This window comes from Mycobacterium sp. NPDC050551 (genome assembly GCF_040674075.1).
Taxonomy (GTDB): Bacteria; Actinomycetota; Actinomycetes; order Mycobacteriales; family Mycobacteriaceae; genus Mycobacterium.
Genome location: NZ_JBFARC010000003.1, coordinates 640,943 through 655,581, shown reverse-complemented (window position 1 = coordinate 655,581; position 14,639 = coordinate 640,943). Strand labels below are relative to the sequence as shown.

Annotated in this window: 14 protein-coding genes and 2 tRNA genes; 11 read left to right on the top strand and 5 right to left on the bottom strand. The window is 68.7% G+C overall.

What is annotated here, in order from left to right:
• Positions 1-106: 106 nt before the first annotated feature.
• The 7 genes from gyrB (at position 107) to AB0K11_RS15515 (ending at position 7,313) form a co-directional block, all read left to right on the top strand.
• Positions 107-2,134, top strand: a complete 2,028-nt coding sequence (gyrB, locus tag AB0K11_RS15545; protein ID WP_364977926.1) for a DNA topoisomerase (ATP-hydrolyzing) subunit B — start codon at positions 107-109, stop codon at positions 2,132-2,134.
• A 36-nt stretch (positions 2,135-2,170) separates the two neighbouring features.
• Entirely contained in the window at positions 2,171-4,678 is a 2,508-nt protein-coding gene (gene gyrA / locus AB0K11_RS15540; protein WP_364977923.1) for a DNA gyrase subunit A, read from the top strand.
• A gap of 29 nt (positions 4,679-4,707) precedes the next feature.
• A complete protein-coding gene (locus AB0K11_RS15535; RefSeq protein WP_364977920.1) occupies positions 4,708-5,613 on the top strand; it encodes a DUF3566 domain-containing protein in 906 nt (301 codons plus the stop codon).
• A gap of 56 nt (positions 5,614-5,669) precedes the next feature.
• Positions 5,670-5,743, top strand: a tRNA-Ile gene (locus AB0K11_RS15530).
• A 160-nt stretch (positions 5,744-5,903) separates the two neighbouring features.
• Positions 5,904-5,976: transfer RNA gene (locus AB0K11_RS15525), tRNA-Ala, on the top strand.
• A gap of 39 nt (positions 5,977-6,015) precedes the next feature.
• Entirely contained in the window at positions 6,016-6,501 is a 486-nt protein-coding gene (locus AB0K11_RS15520) for a guanosine-3',5'-bis(diphosphate) 3'-pyrophosphohydrolase (RefSeq protein WP_364977917.1), read from the top strand.
• Complete coding sequence (locus AB0K11_RS15515; protein ID WP_364977914.1) at positions 6,498-7,313, top strand: hypothetical protein; 816 nt, start codon at positions 6,498-6,500, stop codon at positions 7,311-7,313. The genes AB0K11_RS15520 and AB0K11_RS15515 overlap by 4 nt, the downstream gene beginning before the upstream one ends.
• Before the next feature lie 4 nt (positions 7,314-7,317).
• Here the strand turns inward: AB0K11_RS15515 and cwsA are convergent, their stop codons facing one another.
• Positions 7,318-7,743, bottom strand: a complete 426-nt coding sequence (gene cwsA / locus AB0K11_RS15510; protein WP_364977911.1) for a cell wall synthesis protein CwsA — start codon at positions 7,741-7,743, stop codon at positions 7,318-7,320.
• Between the two features lie 128 nt (positions 7,744-7,871).
• On the opposite strand from cwsA, the gene AB0K11_RS15505 reads away from it, so the two are divergent.
• Positions 7,872-8,399: a peptidylprolyl isomerase gene (locus AB0K11_RS15505; protein ID WP_264012280.1), complete on the top strand. Its 528-nt coding sequence runs from the start codon at positions 7,872-7,874 to the stop codon at positions 8,397-8,399.
• A 66-nt stretch (positions 8,400-8,465) separates the two neighbouring features.
• On the opposite strand, the gene AB0K11_RS15500 is transcribed toward AB0K11_RS15505, so the two are convergent.
• Both AB0K11_RS15500 and crgA read right to left on the bottom strand, forming a co-directional pair.
• Positions 8,466-8,882, bottom strand: coding sequence for a PH domain-containing protein (locus AB0K11_RS15500; protein ID WP_364977907.1), 417 nt, complete (start codon positions 8,880-8,882; stop codon positions 8,466-8,468).
• A gap of 155 nt (positions 8,883-9,037) precedes the next feature.
• Positions 9,038-9,322 carry a cell division protein CrgA gene (crgA, locus tag AB0K11_RS15495; protein ID WP_302916607.1) on the bottom strand — a complete coding sequence of 95 codons (285 nt, stop codon included), beginning with the start codon at positions 9,320-9,322 and terminating at the stop codon, positions 9,038-9,040.
• Positions 9,323-9,446: 124 nt separating this feature from the next.
• On the opposite strand from crgA, the gene AB0K11_RS15490 reads away from it, so the two are divergent.
• The 3 genes from AB0K11_RS15490 to AB0K11_RS15480 are packed head-to-tail and all read left to right on the top strand — an operon-like array spanning position 9,447 to position 11,441.
• On the top strand, positions 9,447-10,199 hold the full coding sequence (locus tag AB0K11_RS15490; protein WP_364977903.1) for a DUF881 domain-containing protein: 753 nt from the start codon (positions 9,447-9,449) through the stop codon (positions 10,197-10,199).
• On the top strand, positions 10,199-10,735 hold the full coding sequence (locus AB0K11_RS15485) for a hypothetical protein (protein WP_364977900.1): 537 nt from the start codon (positions 10,199-10,201) through the stop codon (positions 10,733-10,735). The genes AB0K11_RS15490 and AB0K11_RS15485 overlap by 1 nt, the downstream gene beginning before the upstream one ends.
• Before the next feature lie 31 nt (positions 10,736-10,766).
• Positions 10,767-11,441 (top strand): aminodeoxychorismate/anthranilate synthase component II, encoded by a 675-nt coding sequence (locus tag AB0K11_RS15480; RefSeq protein WP_364977898.1) that lies wholly within the window; start codon positions 10,767-10,769, stop codon positions 11,439-11,441.
• Here the strand turns inward: AB0K11_RS15480 and pknB are convergent.
• Positions 11,419-13,296: a Stk1 family PASTA domain-containing Ser/Thr kinase gene (pknB, locus tag AB0K11_RS15475; protein ID WP_364977896.1), complete on the bottom strand. Its 1,878-nt coding sequence runs from the start codon at positions 13,294-13,296 to the stop codon at positions 11,419-11,421. The two genes, AB0K11_RS15480 and pknB, sit on opposite strands and share 23 nt — an antisense overlap.
• Positions 13,293-14,621, bottom strand: a complete 1,329-nt coding sequence (locus tag AB0K11_RS15470) for a protein kinase (RefSeq protein ID WP_364977895.1) — start codon at positions 14,619-14,621, stop codon at positions 13,293-13,295. Before AB0K11_RS15470 ends, pknB begins: the two co-directional genes overlap by 4 nt.
• Between the last annotated feature and the right edge of the window lie 18 nt (positions 14,622-14,639).

Sequence of the window (14,639 nt, the reverse complement as noted above, 5' to 3'; positions counted from 1 at the left end):
AAAACGCCGCCACAGTGTCAGTCCAGTCGGCATGTTTCGGTAGACTGGTGGCCGATCACGAGGGGCAGTCGACCCCTCATGCGAACCCCGAGGAGACGCGTCCGACGTGCCTGCCCAAAAGAAGAGTGCTCCGACCGAGTACGGCGCCGAGTCGATCAAGGTCCTCGAAGGGCTGGAGGCGGTCCGTAAACGCCCGGGCATGTACATCGGTTCCACGGGCGAGCGCGGTCTGCACCACCTGGTCTGGGAGGTGGTGGACAACGCCGTCGACGAGGCGATGGCCGGCTACGCCACCAAGGTCGACGTCAGGATCCTCGAGGACGGCGGCGTCCAGGTCACCGACGACGGCCGCGGCATCCCCGTCGCCATGCACTCCACCGGCATCCCCACCATCGACGTCGTGATGACCGTGTTGCACGCCGGCGGCAAGTTCGAGGAGGGCGCCTACCAGGTGTCCGGCGGTCTGCACGGCGTCGGCGTCTCGGTGGTCAACGCATTGTCGTCGCGGCTGGAGGCCGACGTCCGCACCGACGGCTACGAGTGGTTCCAGACCTACGAGCGGTCGGTCCCGGGAACCCTGAAGCAGGGTGAGAAGACGAAGGAGACCGGGTCGACCATCCGGTTCTGGGCGGATCCCGACATCTTCGAGACCACCGACTACGACTTCGAGACGATCGCGCGGCGGCTGCAGGAGATGGCCTTCCTCAACAAGGGGCTGACCATCGACCTCGTCGACGAGCGGGTGAAGGCCGACGAGGTGGTCGACGAGGTGGTCAGCGACACCGCGGAAGCCCCCAAGACCGCGGAGGAGAAGGCCGTCGAGAAAGCGGCGCCGCACAAGGTCAAGCACCGCACCTTCCACTACCCGAACGGTCTCGTCGACTACATCAAGCACATCAACCGCACGAAGACGGCGATCCACCAGAGCATCGTCGATTTCGGCGGCAAGGGCACCGGCCACGAGGTCGAGATCGCGATGCAGTGGAACGCCGGCTACTCCGAATCGGTGCACACCTTCGCCAACACCATCAACACCCATGAGGGCGGCACCCACGAGGAGGGTTTCCGCGCCGCGCTGACCTCGGTGGTGAACAAGTACGCCAAGGACAAGAAGCTGCTCAAGGAGAAGGACCCCAACCTCACCGGTGACGACATCCGTGAGGGCCTGGCCGCGGTCATCTCCGTGAAGGTGGGCCAGCCGCAGTTCGAGGGGCAGACCAAGACGAAGCTCGGCAACACCGAGGTCAAGTCTTTCGTGCAGCGGATCTGCAACGAACAGCTCACCCATTGGTTCGAGGCCAACCCGGCCGAGGCGAAAACCATTCTGAACAAGGCGGTCTCGTCGGCGCAGGCCCGGATGGCCGCGCGCAAGGCCCGGGAGCTGGTGCGGCGCAAGAGCGCGACCGACATCGGTGGTCTGCCGGGCAAGCTCGCCGACTGCCGGTCCACCGACCCAAGCCGCTCGGAACTGTATGTGGTGGAGGGTGACTCGGCCGGCGGCTCGGCCAAGAGCGGCCGCGACTCGATGTTCCAGGCGATCCTGCCGCTGCGCGGCAAGATCATCAACGTCGAGAAGGCGCGCATCGACCGGGTGCTGAAGAACACCGAAGTCCAGGCGATCATCACCGCGCTGGGCACCGGCATCCACGACGAGTTCGACCTGTCCAAGCTGCGGTACCACAAGATCGTGCTGATGGCCGACGCCGACGTCGACGGCCAGCACATCTCGACGCTGCTGCTGACCCTGCTGTTCCGATTCATGAAGCCGCTCATCGAGAACGGCCACGTCTTCCTGGCCCAGCCGCCGCTGTACAAGCTGAAGTGGCAGCGCACGGAACCGGAGTTCGCCTACTCCGACCGCGAACGCGACGGCCTGCTCGAGGCGGGTCGCGCGGCGGGTAAGCGGATCAACACCGAAGACGGCATCCAGCGGTACAAGGGCCTCGGTGAGATGGACGCCAAGGAGCTGTGGGAGACCACCATGGACCCGTCGGTGCGGGTGCTGCGGCAGATCACGCTGGACGACGCCGCGGCCGCCGACGAGCTGTTCTCCATCCTGATGGGCGAGGACGTCGAGGCCCGTCGCAGTTTCATCACCCGTAACGCCAGAGACGTTCGCTTCCTTGACGTTTAACCGCCTCGCGACCACGACCAGCGACCAGAGGATCTGATGACTGACACCACGTTGCCCCCGGGCGACGAAGCCGGCGACCGCATCGAACCGGTCGACATCCAGCAGGAGATGCAGCGCAGCTACATCGACTACGCCATGAGCGTGATCGTCGGCCGCGCGCTGCCGGAGGTGCGCGACGGCCTCAAGCCTGTGCACCGCCGCGTCCTCTACGCGATGTTCGACTCCGGCTTCCGTCCCGACCGGGGACACGCGAAATCCGCACGGTCGGTTGCCGAGACGATGGGCAACTATCACCCGCACGGCGACTCGTCGATCTACGACACCCTGGTCCGGATGGCGCAGCCGTGGTCGCTGCGCTACCCGCTGGTCGACGGGCAGGGCAACTTCGGCTCGCCGGGCAACGACCCGCCGGCCGCCATGCGTTACACCGAGGCGCGGCTCACTCCGCTGGCGATGGAGATGCTGCGTGAGATCGACGAGGAGACAGTCGATTTCGTTCCGAACTACGACGGGCGCGTGCAGGAGCCGACGGTCCTGCCCAGCCGGTTCCCGAACCTGCTGGCCAACGGCTCCGGCGGGATCGCCGTCGGCATGGCCACCAACATGCCGCCGCACAATCTGCGCGAGCTCGCCGAGGCCGTGTACTGGTGCCTGGAGAACTTCGAGGCCGACGAGGAAGCCACCCTGGCCGCCGTCTGCGAGCGGGTGAAGGGCCCCGACTTCCCGACCCACGGCCTGATCGTCGGGTCACAGGGCATCGAGGACACCTACAAGACCGGCCGCGGGTCGGTCCGGATGCGCGGCGTGGTCGAGATCGAGGAGGACAGCCGCGGGCGCACCGGCATCGTCATCACCGAGCTGCCCTACCAGGTCAACCACGACAACTTCATCACCTCGATCGCCGAGCAGGTGCGCGACGGCAAGCTCGCCGGCATCTCCAACATCGAGGACCAGTCCAGTGACCGGGTGGGCCTGCGGATCGTCGTCGAGGTCAAGCGCGACGCCGTGGCCAAGGTGGTGCTCAACAACCTCTACAAGCACACCCAGCTGCAGACCAGCTTCGGCGCCAACATGCTGTCCATCGTCGACGGCGTCCCGCGCACGCTGCGGCTCGACCAGCTGATCCGTCACTACGTCGACCATCAGCTCGAGGTCATCATCCGGCGCACCACCTACCGGTTGCGCAAGGCCAACGAGCGGGCCCACATCCTGCGCGGCCTGGTCAAGGCGCTCGACGCGCTCGACGAGGTCATCGCGCTGATCCGGGCGTCGGCGAACGTCGACGTCGCGCGGCAGGGCCTGATCGAGCTGCTCGAGGTCGACGAGATCCAGGCCCAGGCCATCCTGGACATGCAGCTGCGGCGCCTGGCCGCCCTGGAACGCCAGCGCATCGTCGACGACCTCGCCAAGATCGAGGCCGAGATCGCCGACCTCGAGGACATTCTCGCCAAGCCCGAGCGCCAGCGCGCCATCGTGCGCGACGAGCTCAAGGAACTCGCCGACAAGTACGGCGACGACCGGCGCACACGCATCGTGCCTGCCGACGGCGAGGTCAGCGACGAGGACCTGATCGCCCGCGAGGACGTCGTCGTCACCATCACCGAGACCGGCTACGCCAAGCGCACCAAGACCGACCTGTACCGCAGCCAGAAGCGCGGCGGCAAGGGTGTCCAGGGCGCGGGGCTGAAGACCGACGACATCGTCAACCACTTCTTCGTCTGCTCCACCCACGACTGGATCCTGTTCTTCACCACCCAGGGCCGGGTCTACCGGGCGAAGGCCTACGAACTGCCGGAGGCCTCGCGCACCGCGCGCGGCCAGCACGTGGCCAACCTGCTGGCGTTCCAGCCCAACGAGCGCATCGCCCAGGTCATCCAGATCAAGGGCTACGAGGACGCGCCGTACCTGGTGCTGGCCACCCGCAACGGCCTGGTGAAGAAGTCCAGGCTGACCGACTTCGACTCCAACCGCTCCGGCGGCATCGTGGCGGTGAACCTGCGCGACGGCGACGAACTGGTCGGCGCGGTGCTGTGCTCGGCGCAGGAGGATCTGCTCCTGGTGTCGGCCAAGGGCCAGTCGATCCGGTTCTCGGCAACCGACGAGGCGCTGCGGCCGATGGGCCGCGCCACCTCGGGTGTGCAGGGCATGCGGTTCAACGAAGAGGACAAGCTGCTCTCGCTCAACGTCGTCCGGCCGGACACATATCTGCTGGTCGCGACCGCGGGCGGGTACGCCAAGCGGACCGCGATCGACGAGTACACCGCGCAGGGCCGCGGCGGCAAGGGCATCCTGACCATCCAGTACGACCGCAGGCGTGGCAACCTGGTGGGTGCGTTGATCGTCGATGACGACACCGAGTTGTATGCCATCACCTCCGGCGGCGGCGTCATCCGGACCGCGGCCCGTCAGGTCCGCAAGGCCGGACGGCAGACCAAGGGCGTTCGCTTGATGAACCTGGGTGATGGCGACACACTGATTGCCATCGCGCGCAACGCCGAAGAGGGCGACGGCACCGACGAGGTCAACACCGACCTCGGCGAGTAGTCGGCGCCGGACCACTGAAGGAGCCGTAGGTGAGTTCACCGAACGAGCCGGGATACCCGCGCGCGGGCGATGGTCCGAGTGTTGCCAACGGTTCCGCGGCCGGCCGAGACGGCGGTGCGCTGGGCGGTGCGGCCGGGCGCAGCGGGCCGTCGACCGGGCACGCCGCCGAGCACGGCGAGATTCCGCCGTGGCAGCGCAGCCGGGCCCGGCCACCGCGTCCGCAGGGTGATGCGCCGGTCCGCACCGACGGGCCGCGCGGCCCGGAGGCGCCGTCGCGCACCGACGGGCCACGCGTCGCCGAGGGACCGCGCGTCGCCGAGGGACCGCGTGGGACCGATGGGCCGACCCGCACCGAACCGGTGGCGCCGCCGGCTGTGCGGGCGCCCGAGCGCCCCGACGGCGGGCGCCCCGAGACCCGTTCGGAGGCCTACGCCAGCGAGCTTCCGGACCTGTCGGGACCGGTGCCGCGGCCTCCGCAACGGCGCACCGGAACCGACCGGCCCGCCGAACCTGCGCCGCGGACGTCTTCGCCGACGAGCCGTGTCCACGTCGGCGGCAGCAAGGCGAAGGGCCCGGTGCGGGCCAGCATGCAGATCCGGCGCGTCGATCCGTGGAGCGCGCTGAAGGTGTCGCTGGTGCTGTCGGTGGCGCTGTTCTTCGTCTGGATGATCGCCGTCGCGTTCCTCTACCTGGTGCTGGGCGGCATGGGCGTGTGGAGCAAGCTCAACAGCAACGTCGGCGACCTGCTGACCAGCGCGAGCGGCAGCACCGGCGGCGAGTTGGTGTCCAGCAGCACCATCTTCGGCGGCGCGGCGCTGATCGGCCTGGTGAACATCGTGATCCTGTCGGCCATGGCGACGGCGGGGGCGTTCATCTACAACCTGACCACCGACCTCGTCGGTGGGGTCGAGGTCACGCTCGCCGACCGGGACTGAATTTGGGGCCGACGGCGGAATTACGGTAATCTTCCCGCTCGGCCGTATGCGATTACGGGCCTATAGCTCAGGTGGTTAGAGCGCTTCGCTGATAACGAAGAGGTCGGAGGTTCGAGTCCTCCTAGGCCCACGGGCCGGCACAGCCGGCGGGCGCCCACGGAAGGGGCACCAATGAAGCTGGTGGTGGTGATCGCCATGGCGACAGCCGCAACCGTCGCCACGGTGGTGTGGCGTTCGCGTCACGGCGCCGAGGTGTGGCACTCGGTCGATCACCCGGCCTGAACCCGCGAGGGGCCTTAGCTCAGTTGGTAGAGCGCTGCCTTTGCAAGGCAGATGTCAGGAGTTCGAATCTCCTAGGCTCCACTCCCCTGGTGTGACCGTTATCAAGAAGAGGTGCGGCGCATGGTTGTCTCGGCGCTGTCCGACACCGCGTTGATCGAGAAGGCCGACGGCATCGCCGAACGCGCGCACCGCGGGCAGGTCGACAAGATCGGCCGGCCCTACATCGCCCACCCCCGTCGCGTCGCCGGACGTGTCGACACGGCGCAGGCCAAGGCGGCGGCACTGCTGCACGACGTCATCGAGGACTCCCCCGTCACCGCGGCCGACCTCGTCGCCGAGGGAATCCCCCGCGCTGTCGTCGACTGCGTGATTCTGCTGACCCGCCGCGACGACGTGCCCGACGCCGACTACTACCGGGCGATCAACGCCCATCCGCTGGCGCGTGTCGTGAAGATGGCCGACCTGGCTGACAACTCCGATGCCGCGCGGTTGGCCCAGATCCCGGAGCCCAAGCAGAGCGAGCTGCGGGCCAAGTACCGCCGCGCCTACACCGCGCTGGGCGAGCCGGAGCGGGCCGCCGCGCTGTGTCCGAAGCCGTCGGCTTGAGCGGACCGAGCCCGCAACCGCCCGAGGGATGGGTCGGCACGACGGGCGGTGTCCGGGAACGCCTCGCCATCGGCGGCACACTCGCGATCGCGGCGGTGTCGTTTCTGACGGGAATCGTGGCCGCGCGCGGCGGGAACGCAACGGCGACCAAGTACTGTCTGCTGTTCGCGCTCGCGATGGCCCTGGTGGCCGCGCTGGGGGCGGCGATCGGCTTTCGGCGGGTCGGCCTCTCGGCCGCGGTGCGGACGGTGCGCGAGCCGGGTGGCGTTCCGGCGACCGAGATCCGCTACTCCGCACTCCAGTTCACCCTCCTGGTCTCGTTGACGGTGTGCTGCGCGGTCTTCTTTCTCGTCGCCGCAGTCGAGGTCTTCGTCCGTCGACAGGGCGGCGTTGCGGCCGCACTGTTGGGGGCGGGTGCGCTCTTCTTCGGGTCATTCGTAGCCATGGCAGCATCGGGCCGGATCCGGCGTGGCGGGGTGACGCTGTCCCGTCGAGGCATCACCCATCGAGGATGGAGCTTCGAGTCACGATTGGAGTGGCCGGCCATCGCCGGCGTCAAGCCCGCATTCAACGGCTACCCGGTGATCCTCCTCATCGGGTACACCAACGCCGACTGGGACCGCCGGTACACGACACGGCTCTGGCGAATCGACCGCCTCCCGCCGGTGCCGATGATCGAAGCCGACTGTCGCAGAATGGACGTCGACCCCGGGGTGCTCTACCGATACCTGCAGGCGTACGTCGATTCCCCGGACGCGCGCAGCGAACTCGGAAGCGAGGCCTCGCTCATCAGGGCGCGGAAATCGCTCTGAGCCGTCACGGCCTGGGCGTCACCTCGACGCTCGGCGGAAGTGGGGACGGCTGCGGCTTGTTGTTGCGGCGCACGACCGAGAACGCCACTGCCCCACCGGCCAGCACCACGGCGCCGACGGCGGCGTACACGAGCGGGCGGCGGCGCCGGCGCGGCGGTGTGCGCACATCCTGCAGCGCCTGCGGGAGATTCGCGACCACTTCCTGGGCGGCGGCGAGCTCGCCGGCGATCGCGCTCTGCGCCGCGGCGATCTCCCTGCGCAGGCGGCTCTTGCGGTACTGACGGCGCAGGCTCGCGGTGGTCGACTGGGCCGAGTCGACGCCGAGGCCGAGCACGCCGCGGGTGACGTCGACGGGTCCCACCGCGGAGTACTTCAGGCCCCGGGCCAGTCGCTCACGCGGGGCCAGTCGCGCATCGGTCTTCGAACTCATCTCTGCCCTCTCTGCGGCCGTGCAACGGTGCGCTCCACCCTGCCATCATCGTCGGCGCCGCGGCGGGCATTGCCGTGACAGTGGGTGGCGTGCGGGTGCCCGATCGACGGGTGGCACACTGACTTCCCGTGACGAGCCCCATTCAGACAGCGACCGCGACCCTGCACACCAACCGCGGCGACATCAAGATCGCACTGTTCGGTAACCACGCGCCCAAGACCGTCGCCAACTTCGTCGGGCTGGCTCAGGGCACCAAGGACTACAGCGGCGAGAACGCGTCCGGCAGCACGTCGGGACCCTTCTACGACGGCGTCATCTTCCACCGCGTCATCGACGGCTTCATGATCCAGGGCGGTGACCCCACCGGCACCGGCCGCGGCGGGCCCGGCTACCAGTTCGCCGACGAGTTCCACCCCGAGCTGCAGTTCGACAAGCCCTACCTGCTGGCGATGGCGAACGCCGGGCCGGGCACCAACGGCTCGCAGTTCTTCATCACCGTCGGCAAGACCCCGCACCTGAACCGCAGGCACACCATCTTCGGTGAGGTCGTCGACCCGGAGTCGCAGAAGGTCGTCGACGCGATCGCCACCACGGCGGTCGATCGCAGTGACCGGCCCACCGAGCCGGTCGTGATCGAGTCGGTCACCGTCTCCTAGCTTCCGCACGCGATTTGTGGAGTCTCGCCCGCGCTCACCGCGGCTGAGACTCCACAAGTCGCGTTTCTATCTTCCGGCGTAACCCGCGTCGGTGAGGGCGTCGAGCACGCTCAACGGGTTCGTCCCGAGGTCCCACCGGGTGAACACCTGCAGCCGGTCATCGGTGGTCTCGATCTCCAGCAGTCGCACGGTGCGCCCGATGCGGCGGAACTCGGTGATCCGGATGAGCTTGATGTCGGCACGCTGCAGATTCTGCGTCCGCAGCCACCCGCGAATGGCCAGTCCGTCGCCGGTGATTGCCAGTTTCGGGCGCGCCCGCCACGACATGCTTGCAAACGTGAGCAATCCCACTGCGGCAATGCCGGTGAGGACACGTCCCGGGGCGTCTGTGACAAGGGTCACAGCGGCCGCAGCCATCATGAGCCCGAATATGCCGCACGCGACGATCCCCATGGTGGAGGGGCTCCACTCAGTTTGCTGCATGGCTCCCTTAGGGGCTCTTACCGTTGCGAATGGAATTATCCACAGGTGCTATCCCCAATGGGGATGAATCACACGGATGTGATTGGCCACCCTCGTCGTTGCTGGAACGGTAACGCGCTGAACATCATTTGAATTCAAAGCGCGGCATGGAACGGTCAGCGCCAGCGCATCGTGAGCAACAGGCCGGTGATCATGAAAGCAAACGCGACGGCGTAGTTCCACGGACCGAGGTCGGCCATCCACTGCAGCATGCCCGGCGTGTCGATCGGATTGGTCGCGGCGAGCTGGAACACGAGCAGCCAGATCAGGCCGATCAGCATCAGGCTGATGAAGAGCACCACGAACCACACGCTGGACGGCCCGGCCTTGACCTTCACCGGTGTCCGGCTGACCGGGCTGATGGTGAAGTCGTTCTTCTTGCGGACCTTGGACTTGGGCATGGGTACCTTCGCGGACGATACGGGCGCCGCACTCGTCGTCATCGGTGCGGATACCGACCACGCAGTGCGACGATGGAGTTGCACCAGAGAGCCTAACGTAGCCAGCGACCAGAGAGGCCAGCCGATGGACCAGCCACAGCGTCGTTCGGCCTGGCGCTTCGGCGTCCCGGTCGTGTGCCTGCTGGCCGGTGTGCTCCTGGCGGCGACGCACAGCGTGGCCGGCGGTGACGAGATCCGGCGCAGCGACGCCCCGCGCCTGGTGGACCTGGTGCGTGAATCGCAGCAGTCGGTGGATCGGCTGACAGCCGAGCGGGACGCCCTGTCGACCCGGGTGGATGACCACCACGGTGGCTCGCCGGGCGCGGACGCCGCACTGGCGGCCATCACGGCGCGCTCGAGCACCCTGGCAGAACAGGCTGGACTCGACCCGGTGCACGGCCCGGGACTGGTCGTCACACTCAACGACGCCCAGCGCGACGCCGAGGGCCGATTCCCGCGCGATGCGGCGCCCGACGACCTGGTGGTGCATCAGCAGGACATCCAGGCCGTGCTCAACGCGTTGTGGAGTGCCGGCGCCGAGGGCATCCAGATGCAGGACCAGCGCATCATCGCCACCTCGGCGCCGCGGTGCGTGGGCAACACCCTGCTGCTCAACGGCCGCACGTACAGCCCGCCCTACGTCGTCACCGCGGTCGGTGACCCCGCCGCGATGCAGGCCGCCCTGTCCGCCGCGCCCCTGGTGACGCTGTACAAGCAGTACGTCGTCCGGTTCGGCCTCGGCTACACCGAAGAGACGCGCAGCGACGTCGAACTCACCGGCCACACCGAGCCCGTCCGGATGCGCTACGCGAAGCCGGCAGGCCCGATCGGCTACTGATGGCCGATGACAGCCGCTGGCTGGCCTACCTCTACGAGACCCACCCGCCCGAGCAGTTGCGGCGATGGGCGCCCAGCCTGCGGTACTTCCGTTTCTGCCGCGCATTCGGCGGCCACGCCGGTGACGGCGACTCACTGCGGGCCGCGGTACGCGCCTCGACCGAAGACGAGGTGGCGACCGCCCTCACGGGCCTGAGCCTCGGCGTGACGCCGGTTCCTGCCGGTGCGCCGGACCCGGTGCCCGGTGTCGCGTACCGCGGAGATGCGTACGCCAGACTCCCCCGGCGAATCGACCACCTGCCTCACCTCGCGCAGCCCGGACACGTCCACATCCATGGCGAACGCGCGTTCGTGTGGGTGCGGGCCGATCGCGTCGAGATCTCCCTCCACGACCGCGGCGAGGTGACGCGACAGGTGGTCGACTCGGCGCTGCGCATCGAGCCGCACCTGACGCCGTTCGGGGACGACGTCATCGACCCGCCGCTCGACGACCCGCACTGCGTCTGCCCGAAGTACCACCCGCACCTGTGGCGCTGAGCCCGCGAAATCACCCGGGTAACCTGGCCTGGTGCAGATCCTGGTCGTCGACAACTACGACAGCTTCGTGTTCAACCTCGTCCAGTACCTGGGCCAGCTCGGGGTGAGCGCGCAGGTGTGGCGCAACGACGACCAGCGGCTGAATTCAGACGCCGGAATCGCCGGGGTGGCCGACGAGTTCGACGGCGTCCTGCTCAGCCCGGGGCCCGGCACCCCGGAACGGGCCGGGGCGTCCATCCCGCTGGTCAAGGCCTGCGCCGCGGCCGCCACCCCGCTGCTCGGGGTGTGCCTCGGGCACCAGGCCATCGGGGTCGCCTTCGGCGCGACCGTCGACCGCGCCCCCGAACTGCTGCACGGCAAGACGAGTGTCGTCCATCACGCCGATACCGGTGTGCTGCAAGGGCTTCCGGACCCGTTCACGGCGACGCGATACCACTCGCTGACCATCCTGCCCGAGACGGTGCCCGCCGAGCTCGAGGTCACCGCGCGCACCCCCGGCGGCGTGATCATGGGTGTGCGTCACGCCGAACTGCCCATCCACGGCGTCCAGTTCCACCCGGAGTCGATCCTCACCGAGGGCGGGCACCGGATGCTGGCCAACTGGCTCGGCTACTGCGGCAGCGCGCCGGACGAGACGCTGGTGCACCGACTGGAGGACGAGGTCGCCCACGCGGTGGCCGCTGCTACGCAGCGAACGCCAGCGTGATCGATCCGTCGTAGTTCACACCGGTGCCCGGCGCCGGGCTCTGCGTCACCACCGCATTGAGCCGCTGACCGCTGTCGCGCACATCGGCGGCCCGGTCCAGCGGCCCCGTCCAGCCCAGCGCCTGCAGGCGGGGGAACGCGTCCGACCAGAACTGCCCGACCAGGTTCGGCATGATGAACTGGTTGCCCTTCGACACCCGCAGCGTGATCGGCGTGTTCTTCGGCACCGACGTGCCAGGCCCCGGATCGCACGCGATGATCTCGCCGGACGGCCGCGGGCTGTCCACCGGCGCCGTGAGCACCGTGGCGAATCCGATGGTGTTCAGGTTGCGGGTGGCGACGTCGACCGTCTGACCCTCGCACTCCGGCACCGGCAGTGACCCCGGGCCGGAACCGACCACGATGGTGATGACGTTCGTGATCGCCGACGTCGAGTTCGCCGGCGGCAACGTCGCCATCACCTTGCCGCTCTGCTCCGGCGTGGACTCCGAAGGCTGCTGCTGCACCTCGTCGAACCCGGCGTCGGCGAGCTTGCGGACCGCCTCGGAGTAGGTCCCGCCGCGGACGTCGGGGACCTCGCGCTGCTCGGGTCCGGTGGACACGTTGAGCGTGACCTCGTCGCCGGCGCTGACCTCCGAGCTGGCCTGCGGCGAGGTGCTGATGACGTGGTCGGGCGGCACCTCGGAGTTCGGCTGCTGTTGGGTGCGCACCCGGAAGCCGGCGTTCTGCAGCTCCGCGATCGCCTCGGCCGACACCTGGCCTTGCACGTCAGGCACCGCAACGTCGCGTGTTTCGCCGCCGAACATGTTGATCGCCACAGTGACGACCACCGTCAGCACGGCCAGGATCGCCACCGCGATGAGCCAGCGCCCGATCGATCCGCCGCGGTCACCGCCGGCGGCGCGGGGCTCCGGACGCGGCATGTAGTTGATCTGCTCGGTGCGGTCATGGGCGGGCGGCCCGGACATGAAGGACGTCCGATCCGCGTCGGTGAGCACCTTCGGCGCGTCGGGCTGCTCGCCGCTGTGCACCCGGACCAGGTCGGTGCGCAGGTCGGCCGCCGTCTGGTAACGGTTGTCCGGATTCTTGGTCAGCGCCTTGAGCACCACGGCGTCGAGCTCCGGGCTGATGCCCTCGTGCCGGCGCGACGGCGGAATCGGATCCTCGCGGACGTGCTGGTAGGCCACTGCGACGGGGGAGTCACCGACGAACGGCGGTTCACCGGTGAGCATCTCGTAGAGGACGCAGCCCAGCGAATACACGTCCGAGCGGGCGTCGACGGTGTTGCCGCTGGCCTGCTCGGGCGACAGGTACTGCGCGGTGCCGATCACGGCCGCGGTCTGGGTGACGCTGTTGCCGCTGTCGGCGATGGCGCGCGCGATGCCGAAGTCCATCACCTTCACCGCGCCGGCCTTGCTGATCATGATGTTGGCCGGCTTGACGTCGCGGTGGATGATGCCGTGCTGGTGGCTGAAGTTCAGCGCCTGGCAGGCATCGGCGATGACCTCCAGCGCCCGCTTGGGCGGCATCGGGCCGTCGTTGTGCACGATGTCGCGCAGGGTGACGCCTTCGACGTACTCCATCACGATGTAGGGCAGCGGCCCGGTCGGCGTCTCGGCCTCGCCGGTGTCGTACACCGCGACGATGGCCGGATGGTTCAACGCGGCGGCGTTCTGCGCCTCGCGGCGGAACCGGAGGTAGAAACTCGGGTCGCGGGCGAGGTCGGCGCGCAACACCTTGATGGCGACGTCTCGGTGCAGACGGTTGTCGCGCGCGAGGTGGACCTCGGACATGCCGCCGAAGCCGAGGATCTCGCCCAGCTCGTAACGGTCGGACAGATGCTGTGGGGTTGTCATGTCTGTTCTGGAAGCCATATGTGTTCGGAGACGCGTGTCTGGTGTACCGCAGGATTCACCGGCGGCCGTTCGGTCGCGCCGAGTAGGGATACCCCGAATCCCGCATCGACAAGACTTTCCTGCTCGAAACCGCCCTGACCAGGCGCGGGCATCGCCGTCGGCGACGCGGGAGGCGTGGTCTCGGTGATCGTGTTGGTGATGGTCGGCGCAGGCGACTGCTGATCACGCCGATCCTGCGCGTTGAGCACGATGAGCACTGCGATCACGATGGCCAGCGCGCCGAGCACGCCCGCCGCCCACAGCAGCGCCCGCTGCCCCGACGAGAACGTCCGGCGCGGCGGGGGCGGCCGGTGACCCGTCGTCACCGGACGCGAACGGGCCGCCGTCACCGGGGACCCGCCGGTCATCGCCGCTCGGTTCTGCGCCGCGGACGGCACCGCGGCAGGCGCTGCCCGCCCGATCGTCGGCGCCTGATTGGGGCGCGGAGGCCGCCGGCCCGAGCGCACCGCGGCCACGGCGTCGGCGAACGGTCCACCCGAGCGGTAGCGCATGCCCGGGTTCTTCACCAGCGTGATCTCGATCAGCTCGCGCACGTTCGGCGGCAGGTCGGCCGGCAGCGGCGGCGGCGTCTCCTTGATGTGCTTCATCGCGACCGTGAGGGCGCCGTCACCGGTGAAGGGGCGCTTGCCCGACACCGACTCGTAGCCGACGACTCCCAGGGCGTAGACGTCGCTGGCCGCGGTCGCGTCGTGGCCGAGGGCCTGCTCCGGGGCGATGTACTGCGCGGTGCCCATCACCATGCCGGTCTGGGTGACCGGGGCGGCGTCGACGGCCTTGGCGATGCCGAAGTCGGTGAGCTTCACCTGTCCGGTCGGCGTGATCAGGATGTTGCCGGGCTTGACGTCGCGGTGCACCAGGCCGGCGGTGTGCGCGACCTGCAGCGCGCGCCCGGTCTGCTCCAGCATGTCCAGCGCGTGCCGTAGCGAAAGCCTGCCGGTGCGCTTGAGGACGGAATTCAGCGGCTCGCCGTTGACGAGCTCCATCACCAGGTAGGCGGTGCGGCCCTCGCCGTCCATGTCGGTCTCGCCGTAGTCGTAGACGCTGGCGATGCCCGGATGGTTGAGCATCGCGACCGTGCGCGCCTCCGCGCGGAACCGCTCGACGAATTCAGGATCCGAGGAGAACTCCGCCTTGAGCACCTTGACGGCGACACGGCGGCCCAGGCGCGAGTCCACCGACTCCCACACCTGACCCATACCGCCGGTGGCGATGAGCCGCTGCAGCCGGTAGCGACCGGACAGCGTCACACCTACGCGGGGGCTCATTGCTCGCCTCGCTTCGCT

Coding starts and splice junctions, on each gene's coding strand:
- AB0K11_RS15485 (WP_364977900.1), top strand. CDS start 10,199: ATGGCCGATGACAGCCGCTGGCTGGCCTACCTCTACGAGACCCACCCG.
- AB0K11_RS15490 (WP_364977903.1), top strand. CDS start 9,447: ATGGACCAGCCACAGCGTCGTTCGGCCTGGCGCTTCGGCGTCCCGGTC.
- gyrA (WP_364977923.1), top strand. CDS start 2,171: ATGACTGACACCACGTTGCCCCCGGGCGACGAAGCCGGCGACCGCATC.
- crgA (WP_302916607.1), bottom strand. CDS start 9,322: ATGCCCAAGTCCAAGGTCCGCAAGAAGAACGACTTCACCATCAGCCCG.
- AB0K11_RS15500 (WP_364977907.1), bottom strand. CDS start 8,882: ATGCAGCAAACTGAGTGGAGCCCCTCCACCATGGGGATCGTCGCGTGC.
- cwsA (WP_364977911.1), bottom strand. CDS start 7,743: ATGAGTTCGAAGACCGATGCGCGACTGGCCCCGCGTGAGCGACTGGCC.
- pknB (WP_364977896.1), bottom strand. CDS start 13,296: ATGACAACCCCACAGCATCTGTCCGACCGTTACGAGCTGGGCGAGATC.
- AB0K11_RS15470 (WP_364977895.1), bottom strand. CDS start 14,621: ATGAGCCCCCGCGTAGGTGTGACGCTGTCCGGTCGCTACCGGCTGCAG.
- AB0K11_RS15520 (WP_364977917.1), top strand. CDS start 6,016: ATGGTTGTCTCGGCGCTGTCCGACACCGCGTTGATCGAGAAGGCCGAC.